Annotated in this window: 20 protein-coding genes and 1 tRNA gene; 5 read left to right on the forward strand and 16 right to left on the reverse strand. The window is 67.0% G+C overall.

What is annotated here, in order from left to right:
- Both ACRDU5_RS08670 and ACRDU5_RS08675 read right to left on the reverse strand, forming a co-directional pair.
- A partial coding sequence (locus tag ACRDU5_RS08670) for a hypothetical protein (protein WP_526614073.1) occupies positions 1 to 291 on the reverse strand: 291 nt, incomplete at its 3' end.
- Positions 292 to 526: 235 nt separating this feature from the next.
- Positions 527 to 1,024, reverse strand: a complete 498-nt coding sequence (locus ACRDU5_RS08675; protein WP_526614074.1) for a hypothetical protein — start codon at positions 1,022 to 1,024, stop codon at positions 527 to 529.
- A gap of 371 nt (positions 1,025 to 1,395) precedes the next feature.
- Between ACRDU5_RS08675 and ACRDU5_RS08680 the strand changes: the two genes are divergently transcribed.
- On the forward strand, positions 1,396 to 3,183 hold the full coding sequence (locus ACRDU5_RS08680) for a hypothetical protein (RefSeq protein ID WP_526614075.1): 1,788 nt from the start codon (positions 1,396 to 1,398) through the stop codon (positions 3,181 to 3,183).
- 87 nt (positions 3,184 to 3,270) lie between these two features.
- Here ACRDU5_RS08680 and ACRDU5_RS08685 read toward each other — a convergent pair.
- Together ACRDU5_RS08685 and ACRDU5_RS08690 are read right to left on the reverse strand one after the other, a co-directional pair.
- Positions 3,271 to 3,343: transfer RNA gene (locus ACRDU5_RS08685), tRNA-Thr, on the reverse strand.
- An 86-nt stretch (positions 3,344 to 3,429) separates the two neighbouring features.
- Positions 3,430 to 4,638, reverse strand: coding sequence for a DNA polymerase III subunit delta' (locus tag ACRDU5_RS08690; protein ID WP_526614076.1), 1,209 nt, complete (start codon positions 4,636 to 4,638; stop codon positions 3,430 to 3,432).
- An 82-nt stretch (positions 4,639 to 4,720) separates the two neighbouring features.
- Between ACRDU5_RS08690 and ACRDU5_RS08695 the strand changes: the two genes are divergently transcribed.
- Positions 4,721 to 6,328: an adenylate/guanylate cyclase domain-containing protein gene (locus ACRDU5_RS08695; RefSeq protein WP_526614077.1), complete on the forward strand. Its 1,608-nt coding sequence runs from the start codon at positions 4,721 to 4,723 to the stop codon at positions 6,326 to 6,328.
- Positions 6,329 to 6,513: 185 nt separating this feature from the next.
- On the opposite strand, the gene topA is transcribed toward ACRDU5_RS08695, so the two are convergent.
- From topA to cspA, 3 genes are all read right to left on the reverse strand, one after another.
- Positions 6,514 to 9,312, reverse strand: coding sequence for a type I DNA topoisomerase (topA, locus tag ACRDU5_RS08700; RefSeq protein ID WP_526614078.1), 2,799 nt, complete (start codon positions 9,310 to 9,312; stop codon positions 6,514 to 6,516).
- 135 nt (positions 9,313 to 9,447) lie between these two features.
- Entirely contained in the window at positions 9,448 to 10,026 is a 579-nt protein-coding gene (locus tag ACRDU5_RS08705; protein WP_526614079.1) for a hypothetical protein, read from the reverse strand.
- A 123-nt stretch (positions 10,027 to 10,149) separates the two neighbouring features.
- Positions 10,150 to 10,353, reverse strand: coding sequence for a cold shock protein CspA (gene cspA / locus ACRDU5_RS08710; RefSeq protein ID WP_066982775.1), 204 nt, complete (start codon positions 10,351 to 10,353; stop codon positions 10,150 to 10,152).
- A 263-nt stretch (positions 10,354 to 10,616) separates the two neighbouring features.
- Here cspA and sftH point away from each other — a divergent pair, with 263 nt between their 5' ends.
- Both sftH and ACRDU5_RS08720 read left to right on the forward strand, forming a co-directional pair.
- A complete protein-coding gene (gene sftH, locus ACRDU5_RS08715; RefSeq protein ID WP_526614080.1) occupies positions 10,617 to 12,935 on the forward strand; it encodes a DNA 3'-5' helicase SftH in 2,319 nt (772 codons plus the stop codon).
- A 296-nt stretch (positions 12,936 to 13,231) separates the two neighbouring features.
- On the forward strand, positions 13,232 to 14,338 hold the full coding sequence (locus tag ACRDU5_RS08720) for a PAS domain-containing protein (RefSeq protein ID WP_526614081.1): 1,107 nt from the start codon (positions 13,232 to 13,234) through the stop codon (positions 14,336 to 14,338).
- Here ACRDU5_RS08720 and ACRDU5_RS08725 read toward each other — a convergent pair.
- The 8 genes from ACRDU5_RS08725 to ACRDU5_RS08760 all read right to left on the reverse strand — a co-directional run bounded on the left by ACRDU5_RS08725 (position 14,335) and on the right by ACRDU5_RS08760 (position 20,111).
- The gene (locus tag ACRDU5_RS08725; RefSeq protein ID WP_526614082.1) at positions 14,335 to 14,694 is read right to left on the reverse strand and encodes an Rv3654c family TadE-like protein; all 360 of its coding nucleotides are present in this window, start codon (positions 14,692 to 14,694) and stop codon (positions 14,335 to 14,337) included. The genes ACRDU5_RS08720 and ACRDU5_RS08725 overlap by 4 nt on opposite strands.
- A complete protein-coding gene (locus tag ACRDU5_RS08730) occupies positions 14,651 to 14,956 on the reverse strand; it encodes a TadE family type IV pilus minor pilin (protein ID WP_526614083.1) in 306 nt (101 codons plus the stop codon). The genes ACRDU5_RS08725 and ACRDU5_RS08730 overlap by 44 nt, the downstream gene beginning before the upstream one ends.
- Positions 14,957 to 14,979: 23 nt before the next feature.
- Entirely contained in the window at positions 14,980 to 15,183 is a 204-nt protein-coding gene (locus ACRDU5_RS08735) for a DUF4244 domain-containing protein (RefSeq protein ID WP_526614084.1), read from the reverse strand.
- A 37-nt stretch (positions 15,184 to 15,220) separates the two neighbouring features.
- Complete coding sequence (locus tag ACRDU5_RS08740; protein WP_526614085.1) at positions 15,221 to 15,799, reverse strand: type II secretion system F family protein; 579 nt, start codon at positions 15,797 to 15,799, stop codon at positions 15,221 to 15,223.
- 138 nt (positions 15,800 to 15,937) lie between these two features.
- Positions 15,938 to 16,741, reverse strand: a complete 804-nt coding sequence (locus ACRDU5_RS08745; protein ID WP_526614086.1) for a type II secretion system F family protein — start codon at positions 16,739 to 16,741, stop codon at positions 15,938 to 15,940.
- Positions 16,711 to 17,877 (reverse strand): TadA family conjugal transfer-associated ATPase, encoded by a 1,167-nt coding sequence (locus ACRDU5_RS08750; RefSeq protein WP_526614087.1) that lies wholly within the window; start codon positions 17,875 to 17,877, stop codon positions 16,711 to 16,713. The genes ACRDU5_RS08745 and ACRDU5_RS08750 overlap by 31 nt, the downstream gene beginning before the upstream one ends.
- On the reverse strand, positions 17,874 to 18,938 hold the full coding sequence (gene ssd / locus ACRDU5_RS08755) for a septum site-determining protein Ssd (RefSeq protein WP_526614088.1): 1,065 nt from the start codon (positions 18,936 to 18,938) through the stop codon (positions 17,874 to 17,876). Before ssd ends, ACRDU5_RS08750 begins: the two co-directional genes overlap by 4 nt.
- Positions 18,939 to 19,025: 87 nt before the next feature.
- Positions 19,026 to 20,111 carry a fibronectin type III domain-containing protein gene (locus ACRDU5_RS08760; RefSeq protein ID WP_526614089.1) on the reverse strand — a complete coding sequence of 362 codons (1,086 nt, stop codon included), beginning with the start codon at positions 20,109 to 20,111 and terminating at the stop codon, positions 19,026 to 19,028.
- A gap of 474 nt (positions 20,112 to 20,585) precedes the next feature.
- Between ACRDU5_RS08760 and ACRDU5_RS08765 the strand changes: the two genes are divergently transcribed.
- Positions 20,586 to 21,395: an HAD-IB family hydrolase gene (locus ACRDU5_RS08765; RefSeq protein ID WP_526614109.1), complete on the forward strand. Its 810-nt coding sequence runs from the start codon at positions 20,586 to 20,588 to the stop codon at positions 21,393 to 21,395.
- A 404-nt stretch (positions 21,396 to 21,799) separates the two neighbouring features.
- On the opposite strand, the gene ACRDU5_RS08770 is transcribed toward ACRDU5_RS08765, so the two are convergent.
- Positions 21,800 to 22,543, reverse strand: a complete 744-nt coding sequence (locus tag ACRDU5_RS08770; RefSeq protein ID WP_526614090.1) for a Fic family protein — start codon at positions 22,541 to 22,543, stop codon at positions 21,800 to 21,802.
- Positions 22,544 to 22,581 lie beyond the last annotated feature (38 nt).

A 22,581-nucleotide genomic window follows, 5' to 3' on the forward strand; every position in this document is an offset into this window, starting at 1 on the left:
GATGTCCGCAGCCGCACCGATGGCTACAGCTTCGGCTTCCCCACGGGCTCGGGTAACGATCTGCCAAATCATTCCAAGAACTGCTAAAGGCCCGAACCATCCACCTTTACTATCAACTGCGTTCTGAATCTCCGTGTGTGCACTATTGTCTATCGAGTCCAGGTCGGCTCGCACTTGTTGTACAATTCGCGCGCATTCGTCGAGTACATCGGCCGTAATGTTGTACATTTCAGCTTGCTGTTGTACAGCACGCATGTCTTGCATGTACGTGATGTGCATGGCCTCGATCATTTCGCCGCCGCCATTTATAAGCACTGAGTACGCGGACTCGCCGATTCTAGCGGAGCCATTACTCGATTGAACGGAGAATCCTCGCTGCCCCTGCGCCGTAGCCGACAAATGCGCCGGCACTGTGTGTGGCCAGAGTCCGCCGAGTATGACGCCAGAGAACGGGCGATTGGGCACTCCAACGCCTGGCTCTGTCGCTACCATCGGATACCCGACTTCCTCGTGGGTACTCGCATACTCAATTCCACCAAGGTGCGTTTACGTCGAGGCACCTGCCCATTATCCCTGCGAAATCCATAATAGTGAGATCATAAATAGGCGTTTCATAAGTACTCGAGTCGCGAACGGGAGATAGGGTCACGACATAAATAGTCATATCGTCGATATACCGTTGCAGCACTCGAGTCAAATATCGCGGCGGGTCTGCATTATCGTTTAGCACCTCTTGAATTCGGCGCGCCCAGTCATTGGTATCACTCTCGAATTTTGGAATCGCGGCCTTTCGTTCGGGCGAATTCTGCGGGCCAACTGCTTGAAAGGACTTCCTCGTATCCTGGCTTTCAATCATCAACGGGCCGATCGCCACGCAAAGCGCGTGGTCGGCGTCGTCGACTAGACCCTGCGCTGGCTCGGGATTAGAAACCGGTGTCGGACTTGGAGCTGTTGATCCTTCGCTCCCACCATTCATGAGCGCTACGACGAGCGCCGATGCAGCGAGGACGACACCCGCAATCACACCGATAGGCAAGAGAAGCCCGCGTCGTCGGCCGGTTGCACCCGGCTGGACCGGCCATGCCGGTGGCGGAGGTGAGCCAGGATTCATCGGTACTGGCGGTTGGCCGCCACCCGGAGTAGCTTGCCCCTCCCACGGCGAGTTTCCGTCCATCGCCCCAGCTTAATTGCTCACTCGGAGTCGAAGCCCCGCCAGTTGCGAAGTGTCAGCTCGTAGTCATTATCTGCGCATCGCTCGAAAATATGAGCATCTACCAGTGAACTCTATTCGCCGAGCTTAAGACCGCACCGCGGCTACCGGGTGCAGCACTTTCGTATCGCTCAGCGTGCCCACCCGTACAGTCTAGGGGACCCGCCGACCAGCAGAAAGGACGTATGGCAGTCCGGCTGACCCGCACAAACTGGGTTGCTTCGACCGCCGTCGTACTGATCGCGGTCCAGCTCGTGATCCGGGCAGTCCTGGCGTTCAGCGGGTACTTCTATTGGGACGACCTCATCCTCACCGGCCGCGCCGGCACCCAAAACCTCTTCTCGCCGTCCTACCTCTTCGACGACCACGACGGACACGTCATGCCCGGGGCGTTCCTTATCGCGGGCGCTATCACTCGTATCGCCCCGCTGAACTGGATCGGGCCGGCCATCAGCCTGGTCGTGCTGCAGCTGCTGGCATCGCTGGCCCTGCTGCGGGCGCTCCACGTCATCCTGGGCTGGCGGCCCGTACTTCTGATTCCATTGACCTTCGCGCTCTTCACCCCGCTAGCGATTCCCGGTTTCGCTTGGTGGGCGGCCGCATTGAACTCGCTGCCGATGCTCGCCGCAATGGCGTGGGTGTGCGCCGACGCCATCCTGCTGGTGCGCACCGGCAATCAGCGCTACGCGATCACCGCGTTGCTCGTCTACTTCGGCGGATTGCTCTTCTTCGAGAAGTCCGCCGTCATCCCGTTCGTCGCCTTCACGATCACCGCGCTGCTCGCCTACGTCACCCGCGAGCGATCCGTGCTCAAGACCGTCTGGCGCCGCGGGTTGCGACTCTGGGCTGGATCGCTCGCGCTGAACGCCGCATGGATTGCGCTCTACCTCGTCGTGGTCGACCAAGAACGTTGGAGCCGCGACCTACCGATGACGCGGGACCTGTTGAGCCGCTCCATCACTCACGGCATCGTGCCGGGGCTGGTCGGCGGTCCCTGGGACTGGCAGCGATGGGCTCCCGCCTCACCATGGGCCACTCCACCGATAACCGTGATGGTGCTCGGCTGGCTCGCGCTCGGGGCGGTGCTGGTCATTTCGTTCATCCGCAAGGAACGGATCGGCATCCTGTGGCTCGTTGCCGCGGGCTACGCGATCGCCTGCCAGATCCCGATCTACCTGATGCGCTCGTCTCGGTTCACCGCGCTCGAATTGGCCCAGACGCTGCGCTATCTGCCCGATTTCGTTGTCGTCCTCGCCCTCCTGGCTGCCGTCGGACTCTGCGCGCCCAACCGAGAGCGATCCCGTTGGCTCGACTCTTCGCCCGCACGCTCAGCCGTAACAGCAGCAGCCACAGTCGCTTTCGTCGCCAGCAGCCTGTACTCCACCGCCACCTTCATGACGATCTGGCGGGACAATCCTGCCCAGCCTTACCTGCAGAACGCACAAGCAGGCCTCGCAAAGGCGCGCGCCGTCTCAAATGCGGCAATGCTTGACCAAGAGGTCGATCCCCTTGTGCTGCAACGCGTTGCCGCGCCAGAGAACTTGGCCAGCCACATGTTCGCACTACTGCAAGACAGACCCGAATTCGCCAGCACCACAAGCCAACTACGCACGCTCGACAGCAGCGGTCACGTGGTGGACGCCAAGGTCACTTGGGTACGCACCATCGTGAGGGGCCCAGAGCCGCAGTGCGGCTACCTCGTACAGCCCGACTTCCCGGTGCGCATGCCCCTCGACGGACCGCTGCTGCCGTCGGATTGGACCGCCGAGATCAACTACCTCGCCAACAGCGAAGGATCCATGACGCTGTCACTCACCGACGGAGCCGAAACCAAGGTGCCCGTCCATCCCGGACTCAACCGCGTCTACGTGCGGCTACCCGGCGCAGGCGATGCCATCAATGTGCGGGCCAACACCGCCGCTCTCTCGGTATGCATCGCATTGGGTCCGGTCGGATACGTCGCACCAATCTGAGGTCGCTGACACGCCGCGACCGTGCGCGAAATGCCAATAAAAAGCGGCGTGTCGCGGAGCAGACACGCACGCTCGCGGAAAATAGGGAGCCACCTAGGAGAATCGAACTCCTGACCTATTCATTACGAGTGAATCGCTCTACCGACTGAGCTAAGGTGGCGCGCCCCGCGATGAGCGCTTGCGCGAAGAGCCAAACGCCCGGGCGGGGCGGCACGAGTCTACGGCAGGCCGCCTCGACCGCCCAAGTCAGTCGCGCAGGGCGCGACCCACGGTTGCGACCATCGCGTCGACCGCGAACTTCGGCTTCACGTTGACCGCCAGCGCCTCGCGGCACTCCAGCACCGCCTCGATACACCGCAACAACCGGTCCGGCGGCACGACGGCCGCCATCGAGGCGACCCGGTCGGACACGTCGGGATGGTTCGCCTGAATTTCGCCCGCCCCGGACGCCACCAGCAACGCGTCGCGGAAATAGGTCGCCAGGTCGATCAATGCCCGATCCAGCGCATCGCGCGACGCGCGGGTCTGACGCGACTTCTGCCTGCGCTCAAGGTCTTTGATGGCACCGGTCGCGCCGCGCAACGTACCCGCGGTGCCCTTGCCGGTGCCGCCGGCGCCCAGCGCCGTTCGCAGCTCCTCGGTCTCGGCCTCGTTGCGGTCGACAGTCAGCGCCAGCGCCTCCGCCTCGGCGGCCGCCACCAGCTCCTCGGCGGCCCCGTAGGCCCGCGACGGCGTCGCCGCATCGCGGGCCAAACCGAGCGCCCGCTGCCGTCGCCGCTGCGCCTCCTCATCCGTGGCCAGCCGGCGCGCACGTCCGACATGCCCGCCGCTGACCGACGCCGCCCAGCGGGCGTCCTCGGCGGGCAGCCCGTCGGCGTCGATCAGCACCTGGGCAATGGCCGCCACCGGCGGAGTCGCCAACGCCACAAGGCGGCACCGCGACCGCAGCGTGATCGCGATGTCCTCCGGGTCCACCGACGGCGCGCACAGCAGGAACACGGTCGACGGCGGCGGTTCCTCGACGACCTTGAGCAGGGCGTTGGCCGCCCCCTCGGTCAGCCGGTCGGCGTCCTCGATCAGCACGATCTGCCACCGCCCGGTCCCCGGCCGCCGCGAGGCGATCTGCACGATGCTTCGCATCTCGTCGACGCCGATCGACAGCCCCTCGGGGATGATTCTCCGCACGTCGGCGTGGGTACCGGCCATCGTCGTCGTACAGGCGCGGCACTCCCCGCACCCCGGCACGCCGTCCGACGTGCATTGCAGCGCCGCGGCGAAGCACAGCGCGGCGATCGACCGTCCCGAGCCCGGCGGGCCGGTGATCAGCCACGCGTGTGTCATGGTCCCCGTCGCAACCGCACTGTGAGCCGAGTCACCGCGCGCGGCCGCCGCCGCGGCCACCAACTCCGCCTCGACGGCGTCTTGGCCCACCAGACGCGAGAAAACCCCGGACATCGCTGATAACAGTAGTGCTGCGAACCGACACGTCCGTCCCACAGCGCCCTATCAGGTCGCCGCGGCCCGTTACGGTTGACCAGTGACCACCGAAGCGATCCCGGTCGGGCGAATCAGCGCATTCGTCCGGTGGGTGGCGCGCACGCCGTGGCCGGTGTTCACCCTGGGCATGGTGCAGTCCGACATCATCGGCGCGCTGTTGGTGCTGGGGTTCCTGCGCTTCGGCCTGCCGCCCGAGGACCGCATCCAGCTCCAGGATCTGCCCGCCTTCAACCTGGCCATCTTCCTGGGCTACCTGTTCCTGTCGTTCACCGTCGGCGCCTATCTCAGCCTGCGGCTGCTCATACCCGTGATGCGCTGGCAGCGCCGCGACACGCTGCTCGCCGCCGCCGACCCCGCGGCCACCGAGCTGGCCCGCAGCCGCGCGCTGAAGATGCCCTTCTATCGCTCCGTCATCACCGTCACCGTCTGGTGCCTGGGGTCGATCGTCTTCATCGTCGCCAGCTGGCCGGTCGCCAGTCAATCCGCTCCGGTTGTCGCGGTCGCCACCGGGCTGGCTGCCACCGCGACGGCGATCATCGGCTACCTGCAGTCCGAGCGGGTGCTGCGGCCCGTTGCCGTCGCCGCCCTGCGCGGCGGGGTGCCGGAGAACTATCGCGCAGCGGGGGTGGTGCTGAAGCAGGTGCTGACCTGGGTGCTGTCCACCGGTGTGCCGGTGCTGGCCATCGTGCTGGCGTTGGTGGCGAGCAAGTTCCAGATACTGACCGCCTCCTCGGACCGGCTGATCATGCCCATCCTGCTGCTGGCCATCGCCGCCCTGGTGATCGGCCTGGCCGGCACGGTCTTGGTGGCGATGTCCATCGCGGACCCGCTGCGCCAATTACGTTGGGCGCTGGGCGAAGTGCAGCGCGGCAACTACAACGCGCACATGCAGATCTATGACGCCAGCGAATTGGGCCTGCTGCAGGCCGGGTTCAACGACATGGTTCGTGACCTGGCCGAACGGCAACGGCTGCGCGACCTCTTCGGCCGCTACGTCGGTGAGGACGTCGCGCGGCGTGCCCTGGAACGCGGCACCGAGCTCGGCGGCCAGGAACGTGACGTCGCGGTCCTGTTCGTGGACCTGGTGGGCTCGACGCAGCTGGCCGCGACCCGGCCCGCGGCCGATGTCGTCAGCCTGCTCAACGAATTCTTCCGCGTCGTGGTGGACACCGTGAACCGCCATGGCGGATTCGTCAACAAGTTCCAGGGCGACGCGGCGCTGGCCATCTTCGGCGCGCCAATCGAGCATCCCGACGCCTCCGGTGCTGCGCTCGCGGCCTCCCGCGAACTGCGCGACGAGCTCGTCGACGTGCTGGGCAGCGACGCCGAGTTCGGCATCGGCGTGTCGGCCGGGCGTGCCATCGCCGGGCACATCGGCGCTCAGGCCCGCTTCGAGTACACCGTCATCGGCGACCCGGTCAACGAGGCCGCCCGGCTCACCGAGCTGGCCAAGCTGGAGGAGGGCCACGTGTTGGCGTCGGCGATCGCCGTCAGCGGCGCGCTGGATGCCGAGGCGCTGTGCTGGGACGTCGGCGAGGTCGTCGATCTGCGCGGTCGTGCCGCGCCGACACAGCTCGCCCGCCCGTTGAACCTCGTTGAGTCGACGGACGAGTCGGCCGGCGAGGTGTCCAGCGACGTCTCCGGATAGCGGGCAAATCCCACTAGCCCCAGCAGCCTCTCCTGCCGACGGTTGTGGAAATGCCCGCCTCACAGCGACAAATGGTTCCGCGGCGCCGCTGTCGCGGAGTTGTCGCTCAGAGGCGGGCAGAGCGGTGCCCGCCGATCATCGTGATTTGTGTGACGGATGTGATCGGTGCCGTCGATAGCGCACCGCTAGCCGCCCTTGGCCGCCCGCTTGGCGGGCGTCTTCTTCGCAGTGGACTTCTTGGCGGACTTCCTCGCAGTCCGCTTCACCGGACCCCGTGCGCGGCGGTCGGCCAGCAGCTCGGCGGCCCGCTCGTCGGTGACCGATAGCACGTCGTCGCCCTTGCGTAGGCTGGCGTTGGTCTCGCCGTCGGTGACATAGGGACCAAATCGGCCGTCCTTGATGACCATCGGTTTGCCGGTGTCCGGGTCGGCGCCCAACTCCCGCAGCGGCGGTGCCGAAGCACGCTGGCCCGCACGGCGTTTCGGCTCAGAGTAGATCTTCAGCGCCTCGTCGAGGGTGAGGGTGAACAGCTGATCCTCGGACGTCAGCGAGCGAGAGTCTGTGCCGCGCTTCAGATACGGGCCGTATCGACCGTTCTGTGCGGTGATCTCCTCCCCGGAGTTTGGATCGACACCCACCACCCTGGGCAGTGACAGCAGCTTCAACGCGTCCTCGAGCGTCACCGTCTCCAGGTTCATCGTCCGCAGCAGCGACCCGGTACGCGGCTTGGGACCGGTGGGCTTCTTGCCCTTCTTCGCCGGCGCGCCGTCCTCGGGGGGCTCGTCCGGTTCCGGCAGCACCTCGGTGACATAGGGCCCGTACCGACCGTCTTTGGCGACGATCTCGTGCCCGGTCTGCGGATCGACCCCCAGTACGCGGCCTTCCTGCGGTGTGGCGAACAGCTTTTCGGCCAACTCCAGGGTCAGCTCGTCCGGTGTCAGCGAGTCGTTGAGATTTGCCCGCTGCGGTTTGGGCTCGCCGTCGTCGCCGATGACGGTGCGCTCCAGGTACGGACCGCTCTTGCCGACCCGTACATAGATCGCGCGGTCTTCTTCGTCGTCAAACAGCTTGATGGAGTTGACCTCTCGGGCATCGATACCTTCGAGATTCACGCCCACGAGTTTCTTCAGGCCACCGGAGCGGGCGATCGACTCGGGCACACCGTGGTCGCCGCCGAAGTAGAAGTTGTTGAGCCAAACCGTGCGCTGCTCATGGCCGGCCGCGATCTCGTCGAGCTCGTCCTCCATCGCCGCGGTGAATCCGTAGTCGACCAGCCGGCCGAAGTGCTGCTCCAGCAGGCCGGTGACCGCAAACGCCACCCACGACGGGACCAGCGCACTGCCGCGCTTCACCACATAACCGCGGTCCTGGATGGTCTTGATGATCGACGAATACGTCGACGGCCGACCGATGCCGAGGTCCTCGAGCGCCTTGATCAGCGACGCCTCGGTGTAGCGGGCGGGCGGCGACGTGGTGTGCCCGTCGGCCGTCAGCTCCTTGGCATCGACGCGCTGGCCCTGCTCGAGCTGCGGCAGCCGGCTCTCGGCGTCGTCGGCCTCACCGCCGGCCAAGTCGTCGATGCTCTCGACGTAGGCCTTCAGGAAGCCGGCGAACGTGATGGTGCGGCCGCTGGCGTTGAACACCACCTGCTGCCCGTCGCTCGATTCCCCGGAGATGCGCAGGCTCAGCGTCGTGCCGCGCGCATCGGCCATCTGCGATGCCACGGTGCGCTGCCAGATCAGCTCGTAGAGCCGGAACTCGTCGGTGTCGAACTGGCCGTGCAGCTGGCCCGGTGTCTGAAACACGTCACCCGCGGGTCGGATGGCCTCGTGCGCCTCCTGGGCATTCTTGACCTTGCGGGTGTACTGACGCGGCGACGGATGCAGGTACTCCTCGCCGTAGAGCTGGCGCGCCTGGTTGCGCGCGGCGCTGATGGCCGACCCCGACAGCGTCGTGGAGTCGGTGCGCATATAAGTGATGTAGCCGTTCTCGTAGAGCCGCTGTGCGATGCTCATCGTCCGCTCCGACGAGAACCTCAGCTTGCGGCCGGCCTCCTGCTGCAGCGTCGAGGTCATGAACGGCGCATACGGCCGACGGGTGTAGGGCTTCTGCTCAACCGACGACACCGCGAGCTGCGCGCCGCGCAGCCCGGTCGCCAGCGCGCCCGCTCGTGCCTCGTCGAGCACCAGCACCTCGTCGGGCTTGCGAACCTCGCCAAGCGAATCGAAGTCCCGTCCGGTGGCCACCCGAAGCCCGTCGACGGTGTTCAGCTTGGCCGTGAAGGTGGGTGGTGAAGCCTCGGGGTTGGACACGCCGGCGTCGAGTTCGGCGGTGACATCCCAGTAGCCGGCGCTGCGGAACGCCATCCGTTCGCGTTCGCGCTGGACGATGATCCGGGTCGCCACCGACTGCACCCGTCCGGCGGACAGCTTCGGCGCGACCTTCTTCCACAGCACCGGGCTGACCTCATACCCGTATAGCCGGTCCAGGATGCGCCGGGTCTCCTGCGCGTCGACCAGGTCGTTGTCCAGGTCACGCGGGTCCTGGGCGGCGGCCCGGATCGCCGACTCGGTGATCTCGTGGAACACCATCCGCTTGACCGGGATGCGTGGCTTCAACGTCTCCAGCAGATGCCAGGCGATGGCCTCGCCCTCCCGGTCGCCGTCGGTGGCCAGGTAGAGCTCGTCGACGTCCTTGAGCAGGCCTTTCAGCTCGGTGACCGTGCTCTTCTTGTCCGGGCTGATGATGTAGAGCGGCTCGAAGTCGGCGTCGACGTTGACCCCGAGGCGCGCCCACGGCTCGGATTTGTACTTGGCAGGCACGTCAGCGGCGGCCCTGGGCAGGTCCCGGATGTGGCCACGGGACGACTCGACGATGTAGTTGGAGCCCAGGAAGCCGGCTAATTTGCGCGCTTTGGTGGGCGACTCGACAATGACGAGTCGCCGCACGCTTCCATCGCCGCTGCCGCGGTCCCCGTCAGCCAACTGTGCTTACGCTCCACTTCTGTGTTGCCGTCCGACACCCGATCTATGCGTTTTGCATCCATCCGACGCCATCGGCAACTGACAATTTCGCACCCCGGGCGGGCCTACGCAAACTGACTCTCCGGCCCGAGCACCCTAAATCCGGGGCCACAGGGAGAACGCCTCTACGTCTCCGGGAGGTTCCCCCACATTCTCTACCAGGCGCGATAGCCGTCTGCGGCCGCTGATCCGCAGCGCCGGGCGGGCCCCGCGAGTTCCGATAAGCGTCGGGGCTATCCCCACCCGCATCATCGCCGAGGCAAGCGGCGAATGGGTGTCCGGGGCGTGCGGATCCAGGCCCAATAGATAGCGGTCGGCCTCCGGGGTGCCGGCCGCCAGCGTCCAGGCCCGCAGCTCACGCGGCCCGGGCAGCCACTGCGGCGGGACCGTCTTGACCGCCCCGCGGGTCCACTCCGTGGCTATCGAGACCAGCCGCGGGTCCACCGAGGTACGGACCAATGGAGTGTTCTCGTCGGTGCGGCTGAGCTCGGGCTCCAGGCCGGCCTCGACGATCATCTCGGCGAGCGCCACGGCGCGCCACGGCCGATCCACCACGACGGACAACCGTGCGCCTTCCCCGACCAACACCACCTGGCCGGGCGCGGCGAGAAGTCCCGTCAAGTCGGCGACCGCGGGCGGCACCGACTCTGCCGAGAAGAACGACAGCTGGCTCACGCAAACGACAGTAGGCCAGCCGCACCCCGGGGCGGTGCCGACGGGCCCCAGTGTCCGGAATCGAAAACCCCCCGGCGGTACCCGTTACGGGGACTGCTCGGGGGGTTTCGTCAGGTTCGATGCCTAGATGGATCGAACGCCCGTGGCCTGCGGGCCCTTCGGGCTCTGGCCAACCTCGAACTCGACCTTCTGGTTCTCCTCCAGGGTGCGGAAACCGGATCCCTGAATTTCCGTGTAGTGGACAAACACATCGGCGGAGCCGTCCTCTGGAGCGATAAAGCCGAAGCCCTTCTCCGCGTTGAACCACTTCACAGTTCCCTGTGGCATCTTTCGTACTTTCCTTCTCTTCCGGGTGCGGCTCACCGACTTCCGGTGTACCGGGCCCGTTCCGACCGCCATACCTTCGTGGAGTCGCCGGAACTTGACCCGACCTACAACCCTCGCAGGAACCGCGATCGCAACGTCGATCCTGCGAGTGCATAAACACGAACACAGAAGCTGCGACCGCCCCATAGTCAATCATGTTCCAAGCTCCAGCAACAGTCTCGACGCGGCGAACTAGGGAACAATTCACCTAAAGGAGGACAAATATGTCGGATTTCGGCCGCGAGCTGCTCGCCTGCGCGGTCGAGGGCACCGATCCGGAGGAGAAGCCGCTGCGCCACGTCGCGGACCTGCCGCCACGGCATGGTCGGCCGCGCGCGTGGCCGCACTGGGTCGACCCGGATGTGGTGCGGGCGTTCAATGATCGCGGTATCGGCGAGCCGTGGTCGCATCAATCCGAAGCGGCGAACCTTGCGCACGACGGCCGCCATGTTGTTCTCAGCACGGGCACGGCGTCGGGTAAGTCGCTGGCCTATCAGCTGCCCATCTTGACCACTCTTGCCAACGACCACCGAGCGCGCGCGCTCTATCTGTCCCCCACCAAGGCCCTTGGCCACGATCAGTTGCGGACCGCGCAGGCGCTCACCGAAGCGGTCGCGAGCCTCGGTGACGTCGCACCCAGCGCTTACGACGGCGACAGCCCCAGTGAAGTGCGTCGATTCGCCCGCGAACGATCACGCTGGATCTTCTCCAATCCCGACATGATTCACCTTTCCCTGTTGCGCAACCACGCACGCTGGGCGGTGTATCTGCGCAATCTCCGATACATCGTTGTCGACGAATGCCACTACTATCGCGGCATTTTCGGCTCGAATGTGGCCATGGTGCTGCGTAGGCTGCTGCGGTTGTGCGCTCGTTACTCGGCATCACCGACGGTCATCTTCGCCAGCGCGACGACGTCGTCACCTGCGGCCACCGCGACCGAGCTGATCGGGCAGACGGTGCTTGAGGTCACCGAGGACGGCTCCCCGCAGGGAGCACGGACCGTTGCGCTGTGGGAGCCCGCACTGCGCGCCGACCTGGTCGGCGAAAACGGCGCTCCGGTAAGGCGTTCCGCGGGCGCGGAGGCAGCCCGGGTGATGGCCGACCTGATCGCCGAAGGAGCCCGCACGTTGACCTTTGTTAGGTCCCGCCGCGGAGCCGAACTCACCGCGCTGGGCTCACGGGCGCGTCTGGAAGACGTCGCTCCCGAGCTCACCGATCGGGTGGCGTCCTACCGGGCCGGCTATCTGGCCGAAGACCGCCGCAAGCTGGAACGCGCACTGGCCGAAGGCGAACTGCGCGGCCTCGCCACCACCAATGCGCTCGAGCTGGGTGTGGACATCGCCGGATTGGACGCAGTGGTGCTCGCGGGCTTTCCGGGCACGGTCACGTCGTTCTGGCAGCAGGCCGGACGATCCGGCCGACGCGGCCAGAGCGCGCTCATCGTGTTGATCGCCCGCGATGACCCGTTGGACACCTACCTGGTGCACCATCCGGATGCGCTGTTGGACAAGCCGATCGAGCGGGTGGTCATCGATCCGGGAAATCCCTATGTCCTTGGCCCGCAATTGCTCTGCGCCGCAACCGAGCTGCCACTCACCGCCGCCGAGGTGCGGGCGTGGAATGCGGAAGCGGTCGCGGAGGAACTTGTCGACGACGGCCTGCTGCGCCGGCGATCCAGCGGCTACTTCCCCACTCCGGGTGTCGACCCGCACCCAGCGGTCGACATTCGCGGGTCCTCGGGCGGGCAGATCGCGATCCTGGAGGCCGAAACCGGACGACTGCTGGGTAGCGCGGATGTTGGTCAGGCGCCGGCGTCCGTTCACCCCGGCGCCGTCTATCTACATCAGGGCGAGTCGTATGTGGTCGACTCGCTCGACTTCGAGGACGGCGTGGCCTTCGTGCACACCGACGATCCCGGCTACACGACGTTCGCGCGGGAGCTGTCCGACATCGCGGTGACCGGAAAGGGCGAGCGAAACACGTTCGGTCCGGTCACCATTGGCCTGGTGCCGGTCTCGGTGACCAGTACGGTGGTCGGTTATCTGCGCCGCCGACTCACCGGCGAGGTGATCGACTTCGTCGAGCTCGACATGCCCACCAGGACGCTGGACACCAAGGCGGTGATGTCCACGATCACGCCGGAAGCATTGCAGCACAACGGTGTCGAAGCGTTGCGGGTTCCCGGTGCGCTACACGCCGCCGAGCACGCGGCAATCGGGTTGCTGCCGTTGGTGGCCAGTTGCGATCGCGGGGATATCGGCGGGCTGTCCACGGCGGTGGGCCCAGTGGCGGGACTGCCGACGATCTTCGTCTACGACGGTTACCCGGGCGGCGCGGGATTCGCCGATCGCGGCTTCCGCCAACTCGCAACCTGGTGGGGTGCCACGGCGGCCGCGATCGAGGCTTGCGAATGCCCACTCGGCTGCCCATCGTGCGTTCAGTCGCCGAAATGCGGCAGTGGCAATGACCCCCTGGACAAACTGGGTGCCGTTCGAGTGTTGCGTCTGGTGCTCGGCGAGCTGGAACGTCACGTGTCGTGAGCAATCCACGACGACGGCCGACCCCTCGACGGCCGCCCCCATGGACCAGCGATCGGCGGCGCTGAATCACGGCACGCCGAACACCAGACGGTTGCGACGAAACGGTCGGACAACGCGATCCGTTCCCAATCCCGATAGGTCGGGCGCAGACGCAAAATACCTCGTCGCAGGGGTGGGTGCAACTTAGGCGACGGTTACTGGCACTTCCAGAAATCTGTTCAGCGGCAAGAATCTACGGATTTCGTTGCCGACTTCGGCGGTGAACCCGCCGGAAGCCGGCCGGTAAAATGCCACAAATGACCCACGACTGGTTGCTCGTGGAAACTCTCGGCACCGAGCCCGCCGTGGTCGCACAGGGTCGTCGAACCAAGAACCTCGTTCCGATCAGCGGATTCCTGCGTCGGAGCCCTCACCTGATGGCGATCCAGTCCGCCATCTCCGAGACGGTTCGCACCGGCCAGAGCTTGAGCACCATCACGCCGAAAAACGACCGCGTAATCCGTACCGAGGCCGTGCAGATGTCCGATGGGCGGCTGCACGGCGTACAGCTGTGGATCGGCCCGCCGGACGAGGACCCGCCGGAGCGACCCATCCCGGGACCGCTGAAATGGGACCTGACGAAGGGGGTCGCCACCGACACGCCGGAGTCGATCCACAACAGCGGCAGAGACCCCGCCACGGAAGCCATCCATGGTCGGACGTTCGCCGAAGACCTGCCGATGCGCGACCTCAACCCGAGCGAAACCAAGGTGCTGGTAATGGCGATCAAGGGCGAGCCCGGCATGACGCTGTGCAGCACCTGGAATGTCACCGATCACCGCGGCGAAACCATCTCCGTCGGCTTTGTCGCCCGGGCCAATCCGGAAGCGCAGGATGACGGCAGCGAGCGGCTTATCTGTCGGGCCATGAACTGGCGGGCTGAGCACGAGGGACCTTCACTGCCGCCAGATCACCTGGCGCAGAAGATCGTCGATGGCCTTGCGCAGCCCGGAGTGCACCGCGCGCTGGTCGATCCGGTCCACTGGACACTGCTGAAGTGGCTCGACCAACCCGCGCCGTTCTTCGACTGGCGCGCCAGAGAGTCCGGGGAGCCATCCGTCAATCCGGCGGACGCTCTTCATATGGCAAGAATGACAGTGGAATTCGCCAACGGAGCGACGACCGGTGTGCTGCGTTTGCGGTCGCTCGATGGCGGATGGACGCCGGTACACATGACCATCAATCGTATTGAGCTTGAAGAGAACACATTTGCCGCCCTGATGGCCCTGCGCCTGCCGACCGAGGCGGAGTTGGCATTGGTCGAGTTCGACGATGTCGCCGACGATGTCGCCGAAGCGGAACCGCCAGCTAAGAAGCCACGAAAAGCCAAGCAACGCAAGGCCAAGGCGGCTAAGCCAAGCTAACCTCCGCTGTCGGCTGGGCCTGCCCGCGCGGCGGCCCGTGCCGGCCCCGCGGCGATGGTCACCACGACGTCGAGCCCGTCTGCCACACAGTCCGCGACGGCGACGCCCATCGCGTCCGCAATCGCGGATGCTTCACCGCAGGCCGCGTCCGAACCAGCGGGCAGTCGGGCCGCGGCCGCCAACGCCGCCAGGTCGGCCGCCGCCTGCGCTCGATGACGGGCGATCACCGCCGACCCGATGTAGAACCCGCCGACGGTTACCGCCAGCAGCACCGCCATCACGGCTACGGCTACCAGTGTGGCCGAGCCGCGGTCACCGCACAGCCGGCTCGACCGCAGCCACCGCGTCCGCCCCAATCGTGATCCCCGGCAACAGATCCGAGCGCGCGGTGACGGTCGCGAACACCCGCCCACCCTCTCGCCGCATCTGAACGATCGCGCCCATCGGGGCGATGTCGTGGGCGGCTTGCACCGCGGACCCGTCGTCACCGCGGGCCGCAAGGCGGGCCGCCTCCCGGGCGGCATCGATACACCGCACCTGCATCGACATCGCGGTGAGGCCCGCCACGCACAGCGCCAGAACGATCGCAAGCGCGGCGATGGCGAACGCTGCCTCCACGGTGACGGCGCCGCCATCGACGGCTAGACGTTGGTGTTGAGGGCGCGACTGATGATGTTGGTCAGTGCGGTCACGATGGAGTCGCCGGTGACGACCGTGTAGAGAATCGCGCCGAATGCTGCGGCCGCAATCGTCCCGATGGCGTACTCCACGGTCGACATCCCCGTGTCGTCGACCACCAGGATCGTCAATCTTGCTCGCAGCCCGCGAATCATCGTTGACACCATTGTTTCTCCTCCCTATCGGTTTCTCGAACATGCGCGGTCACATCAGGCCCGACCGCAGCACATCGCCTGCCAGCCCGGCGATCACCGGAGCGACGCCGAGGCATACGAAGGCCGGCAAATAGCACAATCCGAGCGGACCGGCAATCAGCACCGACGCGCGCTGGGCCACCGCGTCGGCTGCCGATGCGGCATCGTCGCGCGATTGGTCGGCCAGCTCGGCAACGCCCTGGGCCAGGGCGGCACCAGAGGCGGCCGATCTTCGCGCCAACCGAAGAAGCGCTTCGACGTGCTTGTCCAGCGGCAGACTGGGATTCGACCAGGCCTTGGCGGGGTCGGCCCCCAGCGCCAGCAAGTCTGCGGCGCGGTCAAGCAGGACGGCCAGCGGACGCGGTGCCGACGGTGCCGTTGCGGCGGCCGCGCTCGATACCGCCATCCCCGAGGACAGGCACGCGGCGAGCACGTCGAGGGTGGACGCAACGGCCAGTGGATCCACGGAGCCCTGCCGTGGCGGTGGTCGCGGCGTCGACGGCCGTGTGACACCCGCACGCGCGCGCACCCGCGTGGCATCCGCCGCGATCAGCAACGCAGCAGCCAAACACAAAGCCGCTGTGCTCATGCCTCGGCTCCCGCTCGCTCCGGTCCTCGCTCCGCTGCGATCCTCACTCGCGCTCGCCTTCGGGTGCTCATGCCTCGGCTCCCGCTCGCTCCGGTCCTCGCTCCGCTGCGATCCTCACTCGCGCTCGCCTTCGGGTGCTCATGTCAGCGCCCTCCCGGTGATCCGATCCGACCACAGCAAGCCACAGCAGGCGAGCGCGACGCCGATAACCAGCAACCACCCGCCCACGCCGCCGGACAGCAGGAAGCCGAGCGGATTGGCGCCCACCAGCTGACCCAGACCAACACCGAGCAGCGGTAGCCCGGCTAACACCGCCGCGGTAGTGCGGGCGCCGGCCATCCCGGCGTCGACACGAGTCGAAAAGCGCTCACGCTCAACGATGTCCCGGTGCGCCGCGCGCATCAAAGTTGCGATCGCCAAGCCGTGTGCCTGAGCCAGTTGCCAATACACCGCCAGCCGCTCCCAATGCAAGGGCAGATGCGAGGACCGCGCGGCACTGCGAAGACCGGCGGCCACATCGGCGCCGAGGCGCGCCCGCGCGGCGACCGCTCGCAGATGCGCGGCGACGGGGCCGGCGACCTCACGCGCCGCGATGTCAAACGCCGCCACCGGGTGGGCTCCGACACGCAGCTCACCGACCAGCACATCCAGCGCACTCTGCAGCGCGGTGGCTTCTTCGGCGCGGTTGCGCTGGGCCGTGCGGCGTCGATGCCGCAGCACCAAGGTGGCGACGAGAATCGCAGCCGCCAGCATGACCGTGGCCGGAGCTAGCAGCGCGAGCACCATGCCGAGGACCATCCCGCACGCACGCGCAGGAACTCGGCGGCGTACGGCTGTCATGGTTTCCAACCGCCGTCGTGACGACGGCGATGCCAGCAGCACCGCCACTGCCAGCGCCAGCGCAGCCACCGTCACGGCAGTCCCCGCTCGCGTATCAGGCATCTCAGATGCTCCGCGCCGCAGCCGAATCCGGTGTCCGCGTGCCACGCGGTCGCGACCCCGACGCGGCCGTCGCCGTCCCGTCGCAGCACCGCGATTTCGCTGAGCCGGCGGCTGCCGCTGCGGTCCCGGCCCACGTGCAGCACGACCTGTACCGCCGCGGCAAGCTGGCTGTGCAGCGCGGCGCGATCGAGGCCGCCCAGCGATGCCAGCGCCTCCAGCCGGGCCGGCACCTCGGCGGGATTGTTCGCATGAACGGTGCCCGCGCCTCCGTCGTGGCCGGTGTTGAGCGCGGCCAGCAGGTCGACCACCTCCGCGCCGCGCACCTCGCCGACGACAATCCGGTCGGGTCTCATCCGCAGCGCCTGCTTCACCAGATCACGCACCGAAATCTCGCCGACCCCTTCGACATTGGCGCAACGGGCCACCAGCTTCACCAGGTGTGGATGCTGTGGCGCGAGCTCGGCGGCGTCCTCGACGCAGACGATGCGCTCGTCGGGCGAGACCGCACCCAGCGCCGCGGACAAGAGTGTGGTCTTGCCCGCCCCGGTACCGCCGGAAATCAGGAAGGCAAGGCGGGCATCGATGATCCCGTCGAGCAACTCGGCGGCCGGTGGCGCGATGGCACCGGCGCCGATCAGCGCGGCGATGCCCTGGGTCGCCGGCCGTAGTACGCGCAGTGACAGGCAGGTGCCGCCGGAGGCGATCGGCGCGAGGATGGCGTGCAGCCGGACGGTGAACTGGTCGGTGCCCACACCGCTCAACTGCCCATCGACCCACGGTTGCGCTTCGTCGAGCCGACGGCCTGCACTGAGGGCGAGCCGTTGCGCCAGCCGCCGCACCGCTGCCTCGTCGGCAAACCGGATCGAGCTGCGCCGCAACCCGTTTCCGTCGTCGATCCACACCGCGTCGGGCGCGGTGACCAGGACGTCGGTGGTGCCCTCCGCGCAGAGCAGGGGCTCCAGAATGCCCGCGCCGGTGAGTTCGGTCTGCAGCGTGCGCAGATTGCTCAGTACCTCGGTATCGCCGAGCACCCCACCCGACTCGGCACGGATCGCGGCGGCCACGATGCTGGGACGCAGCGGCGCAGATTCGGCGGCCAGCCGCTCGCGCACCCGATCGATCAGCGACACGGTCATGCGGCGGCCACCGAAGGATTCTGCTGCAGCACGGTCAACACCCGCCGCGCGGCGACGGCCAGCGGCGAACGCCGCCGCATTCTCAGGCCGCCGCGCTCCAAAGAGCCGGCCAGACCCGGTTGTGGTCGCATCGCGGCAAGTAGCGGCAGGCCGACGATTCGCGCCACCTCCAGCGATCGCAGCCCGCCCGGCGCCGGGCCACGCACCACCAGACCGACATTGGGATTGATGGCACAAACCGACGGCGCAACCGCGGCGGTGGCTGCGCAGCCCCGAACGTCGGCGGACGTGATGAGGACGACCAGATCGGCGGCGTCCGTGGCGATTTCGACCGCGGGTGTCTGACGTCGCGGCAAATCACATATCACGGTCGCGCCGCCGCGCCGGCCCGCGTCGATCACGGCCGCCAGCGGTCCGGCGTCGACAGCGCCACCGGCGCGGCTGCTCGACAATACGCTGACGCCATCCCGTCGCGGCAGGGCCTGACGCAGCGCGGCGACGTTGAGCCTGCCGCTCTCCAAGGCGAGATCGGGCCAGCGCAGTCCGGGTTCGGCCTCGCTGCCCAGCACCAAATCGATGCCGCCGCCCCATGGATCGGCATCGATGAGCAGGGCATCCGCCGCGGTTTGTGCCAGGGCGGCCGCGAACGTCGAGGCCCCCGCCCCGCCGCGGCCCGCCATCACTGCGGCGACCGCGCCCCTGCGCCCGTCGTCGCGGCTGGATTCCGCGGCCTCCGAGAGTGCCGCGACAAGGTCACCCTCGTCGCCGGGCAGGGTGACGACGTGCTGGGCGCCGACCGATATGGCGGCTTCCCAGTCGGCAGTCTGCGGCCCGGTTCGGCTGAGCAGGATGACCCGGCCGCGGCGCGGCAACGAGCGGCCGGCACAACACCGGGCCGCCGCGGCGTCGAGCAACACGGCAAGCGCGCCCGTCCACGCCTGGCGGCTCGACGGCTCCGCAGTGTGGACCACGGCCACCCCCGCTGCGGCGGCGACGCGATCCACGTCGTCGCGCGTCGTCGAGTCCGCGACCATGATCAGGACGCCGTTGGTTGCGGTCATCAACCCACTCTGCGGGCGGGCACCGACCGGACACCAGTGCGTCGTAGTCAGTTGTGGACGCGGCCCCAACTGTGGATGAAGCGACTGCTACGGCTGCACCCGGTTCGCCGTGGGGTTCGCATTCTCCTGCTTGAGAAGGTCCGCTTCCTTCTGATCGACGCACACGACCACGTTCTCCCCAGGAATTTCTCTATTGACGAACCCGTCCAAACACTTCGTCCGCATAGCCTCCCAGCACTCGGGCGACATCGGCTCACCTTGACGTTTCAACGGACACACTCCTCCGGCGGTGCCCAGGTCGATAGCCGGGTTTCCACTGCTCGGTTGCGTACGAGTCTTCGCCGTATTCAAGTCGTCGGCGACCTTCTGGCGCCTCTCGGGGGTGACACAGATGTGGTCGCCCGCGACCGCGTCCCGCCAGACGAAGCCGGGCTTGCAGGTGTCCGGCCCGTAGGCCCCCTCGATGGTGACCGTCGCTTCGGGACCGAACCCAGAGCACGGATCTCCGAATATGCCCGAGACACACCCCTCCACCGAGAAGTGGTACGTGGTGCCGGCGGTCAGTCCGTCTACCCGCTGCCAACCCCAGTCCCCGTCGTCGTCGTGCTTGATCGACCACAGTTTGCCACCCTCGGGCCTGATGTTGATGTGATAGAAGTCGTAATCGTAGAACCCTTTCCACCCGACCCCGAAGTCTTTGAGGCTCCGTGAGAGGGGCTCGTCGACCCGCGGTACCGGCAGGGGTCCCTGCGGCTCCATGCTTCCGACGTCGGCTTTGGTCGTACTGAGGTCTGCTTGAGAACAGCCGGTGGCGTCATCTTCTTCCGAGATGTACACCGCGCAGACCTTGAACGTGGCCGTGGTCTCCGGGTCCAGGCCGCACATGGGGGCTTCGCGGTTCTCGGCGACGTCCTTGAAATCGTGGCCCGGCTTTAAGCGGGTCACCGTATATCCATCGATGTCCTCACCGATTGCCATCGGCGGGTCCCACTTGACGGCGACACAAAACGGGGTGCTCCCGTAGGGAGGGTTGTCCCGCGTGTGGATTGTCGGCCCCGGCATGTGTTCTTCCGCCGCAGCGGTGCCGGCGCCCGGCAGCACCAAAGCGACGATCCCGACGGCCCCCGCCAGCCAGCCGACGATTTTTCTAACAGGTATCCGGTACATCGCCATCCCTCCCGTTAGCACACGGTCAATGCAGCGACGCTAACGATGCCTTGGCCTCCGACGCATCGGGTGTTTCCCTATATCTCAGCCGGGTGGCCCGTTGGCTGGCTACCGAAAACGTGGTTCCGCAACCATCGTGAACGGCCCGGTCTATCCGCACAACGAAGGGGGCCCACAAAAGGGACGACCCCCGCCAGGGGGGGAGGAGGCGGAGGTCGTCGTGTATCAGCCCCGGGGGGTCGGGCTGATGCACACCCGGCATAAGCCGAGTGATTCTCACTATACACACGGAGGCAGCAAGAGGCGCAAGTTGTGCTTGCCATAGAAAGCACTGGATAGCAGCGAAGAATTGCGGTCGTCGGCACCTGTCTTGAACTGCCATTTTGCCTACTGTGTCGGTCGGGTGTCGGCTGCCGCCCCTATGCTGGGCTTGTGACTGCACCCGATCCGGCGGCAGCGGGTGATTCGACGCCGCCAACGGTGTTCAAGGCTGGGCAGCCCGTTCGCACCGCGGCCTTCTTTGATCTTGATAAGACGGTGATCGCGAAGTCCAGCACGCTCGCGTTCAGCAAACCTTTCTTCGACCAAGGGCTAATCAACCGGCGCGCCGTGCTGAAGTCCACTTACGCCCAGTTTCTGTTCCTGATGTCGGGCGCCGACCACGACCAGATGGACCGGATGCGGAACTACCTCACCAACATGTGCGCCGGGTGGGACGTGGAACAGGTCAAGTCGATTGTCGGCGAGACACTTCACGACATCGTCGATCCGCTGGTGTTCGCCGAGGCCGCCAACCTGATCGCCGACCACAAGCTGTGTGGACGAGACGTCGTCGTGGTCTCCGCCTCGGGTGAGGAGATCGTCGCCCCGATCGCCAAGGCGCTCGGCGCCACCCACGCGATGGCCACCCGCATGGTGGTCGAAGACGGCAAGTACACCGGCGAAGTGGCGTACTACTGCTACGGAGCAGGCAAGGTCGAGGCGATTCGTGAACTCGCCGCCCGCGAGGGATACCCCCTGGAGCACTGCTACGCCTATTCGGACTCGATCACCGACCTGCCGATGCTCCAAGCGGTCGGCCATCCGACGGTGGTGAATCCGGATCGCGCGCTGCGCAAAGAGGCCACCGCGCGAGGCTGGCCGGCGCTGACGTTCTCCCGGCCGGTATCGCTACGCAACCGCATCCCGGCGCCGTCGGGCGCCGCCGTCGCCACCACCGCGGCCGTTGGCTTGAGCGCCCTGATCGCCGGGGCCCTGACGTACTCGCTGCTCCGCCGGTTCGCTCTCTGAATCCGACCGGTGTCGTAGCTGCACTAACGATCGAGTATCCCGCCGAATTGGCCCTTGCTGTGACGGTGGTCACGGAGTACAAAGGAATCACGGCAGCTTGGTAAGGCCAAGACCGAGCCGGAAGAGAAGGTTCGATCTCCCAAGCCAGGCTACCCAGCACGGACCCCGGCACCCACGCGGAGCACATGCCGCGGAATAGGCAAAAGTGTTGCGGGCCTGCGTAATTGCGAAAAGCGGACGACCACGACGACCCCTTGGGTGGGGTTGCAGCCGAAGCGCATCGCAAGGACGCCGAGGCCACCCACGCAACCCCACACAGCACGCTTGGTAACCGGAGTCCGTGCTAGCGGGCGGCGAGCCGAAGAAGTTCGGAACGTCGCCCGCTTTCGTGTTTGCTGGAGCCGTCACGACGAGGCGGCCTGCGCGATCGACAACGCCTCCCGCGCGCCGGCATGCAGTGCCCGGCAGCTCAACACCAACCACGCCGCCAGCCCGTCGGGTGTGCCGGATGCGAATCCGCGTGCCGCGGCTCGGTAATCGCCGGAATTGCGCATCCAAAACACCTCCGGTACGCCGAGTCCGTGGGGATCGAGGCCGCTGGCGATGGTCACCAATCGCGACACCCCGCGGGCCACCACCCCGTCGGCGGTGCCGAACGGAGCCAGCGTCAACATCTCCCCGTGGGCCACTGCGGCCAGCACCGGAGCGGGCACTCCGGATTTGCCGGCGACGATGTCGGCCAACAACTCGAGGCGCGGCCCGATGTCGGCGTCCGCCCGTGGGCGGCCGAGCCTGTCCTCGTCGACCAGGTCGGCCGCGGCCAGCATGTGCAGCCGCGCCAGCGCCTGCATCGGGGCCTTCTGCCAGACCCCGACCAGCGCGGTCGCGCCGCCCTCCAGCGCCTGAGACACCCGCAGCGCACCCGCCAGCACCGGGTCTGGCTCGCCCTCCTCGGGCAATTGCAGCGAGCCGCCGTCGAGCACCGAAGACGCGCGCGCGGCACGCAACGCCGCCTCGGCTGCGGTCGTCGGCCACCCCCGCAGGTTGGTGCGGTGCCGGTGCGCCCTGCCGAGCGCCTCGCGGGCTTCCTCGCTGGCCGACGCGACGCCGGGCAGTTCGGCGAGGGGCGCCAGCGGGTCAGACGTCACGCGAGTGAACGCTAGCCGAGGTGACTACGCTCACAAAT

Source organism: Mycobacterium sp. (assembly GCF_050701515.1).
In the GTDB taxonomy this organism is placed as follows: Bacteria; Actinomycetota; Actinomycetes; order Mycobacteriales; family Mycobacteriaceae; genus Mycobacterium.

What these genes read in the sequence shown, in the direction of transcription:
- ACRDU5_RS08680 (WP_526614075.1), top strand. Translation starts at nt 1,396, where the DNA reads ATGGCAGTCCGGCTGACCCGCACAAACTGGGTTGCTTCGACCGCCGTC.
- ACRDU5_RS08690 (WP_526614076.1), bottom strand. Translation starts at nt 4,638, where the DNA reads ATGTCCGGGGTTTTCTCGCGTCTGGTGGGCCAAGACGCCGTCGAGGCG.
- cspA (WP_066982775.1), bottom strand. Translation starts at nt 10,353, where the DNA reads ATGCCACAGGGAACTGTGAAGTGGTTCAACGCGGAGAAGGGCTTCGGC.
- sftH (WP_526614080.1), top strand. Translation starts at nt 10,617, where the DNA reads ATGTCGGATTTCGGCCGCGAGCTGCTCGCCTGCGCGGTCGAGGGCACC.
- ACRDU5_RS08720 (WP_526614081.1), top strand. Translation starts at nt 13,232, where the DNA reads ATGACCCACGACTGGTTGCTCGTGGAAACTCTCGGCACCGAGCCCGCC.
- ACRDU5_RS08735 (WP_526614084.1), bottom strand. Translation starts at nt 15,183, where the DNA reads ATGGTGTCAACGATGATTCGCGGGCTGCGAGCAAGATTGACGATCCTG.
- ACRDU5_RS08740 (WP_526614085.1), bottom strand. Translation starts at nt 15,799, where the DNA reads ATGAGCACAGCGGCTTTGTGTTTGGCTGCTGCGTTGCTGATCGCGGCG.
- ACRDU5_RS08745 (WP_526614086.1), bottom strand. Translation starts at nt 16,741, where the DNA reads ATGCCTGATACGCGAGCGGGGACTGCCGTGACGGTGGCTGCGCTGGCG.
- ACRDU5_RS08750 (WP_526614087.1), bottom strand. Translation starts at nt 17,877, where the DNA reads ATGACCGTGTCGCTGATCGATCGGGTGCGCGAGCGGCTGGCCGCCGAA.
- ssd (WP_526614088.1), bottom strand. Translation starts at nt 18,938, where the DNA reads ATGACCGCAACCAACGGCGTCCTGATCATGGTCGCGGACTCGACGACG.
- ACRDU5_RS08760 (WP_526614089.1), bottom strand. Translation starts at nt 20,111, where the DNA reads ATGGCGATGTACCGGATACCTGTTAGAAAAATCGTCGGCTGGCTGGCG.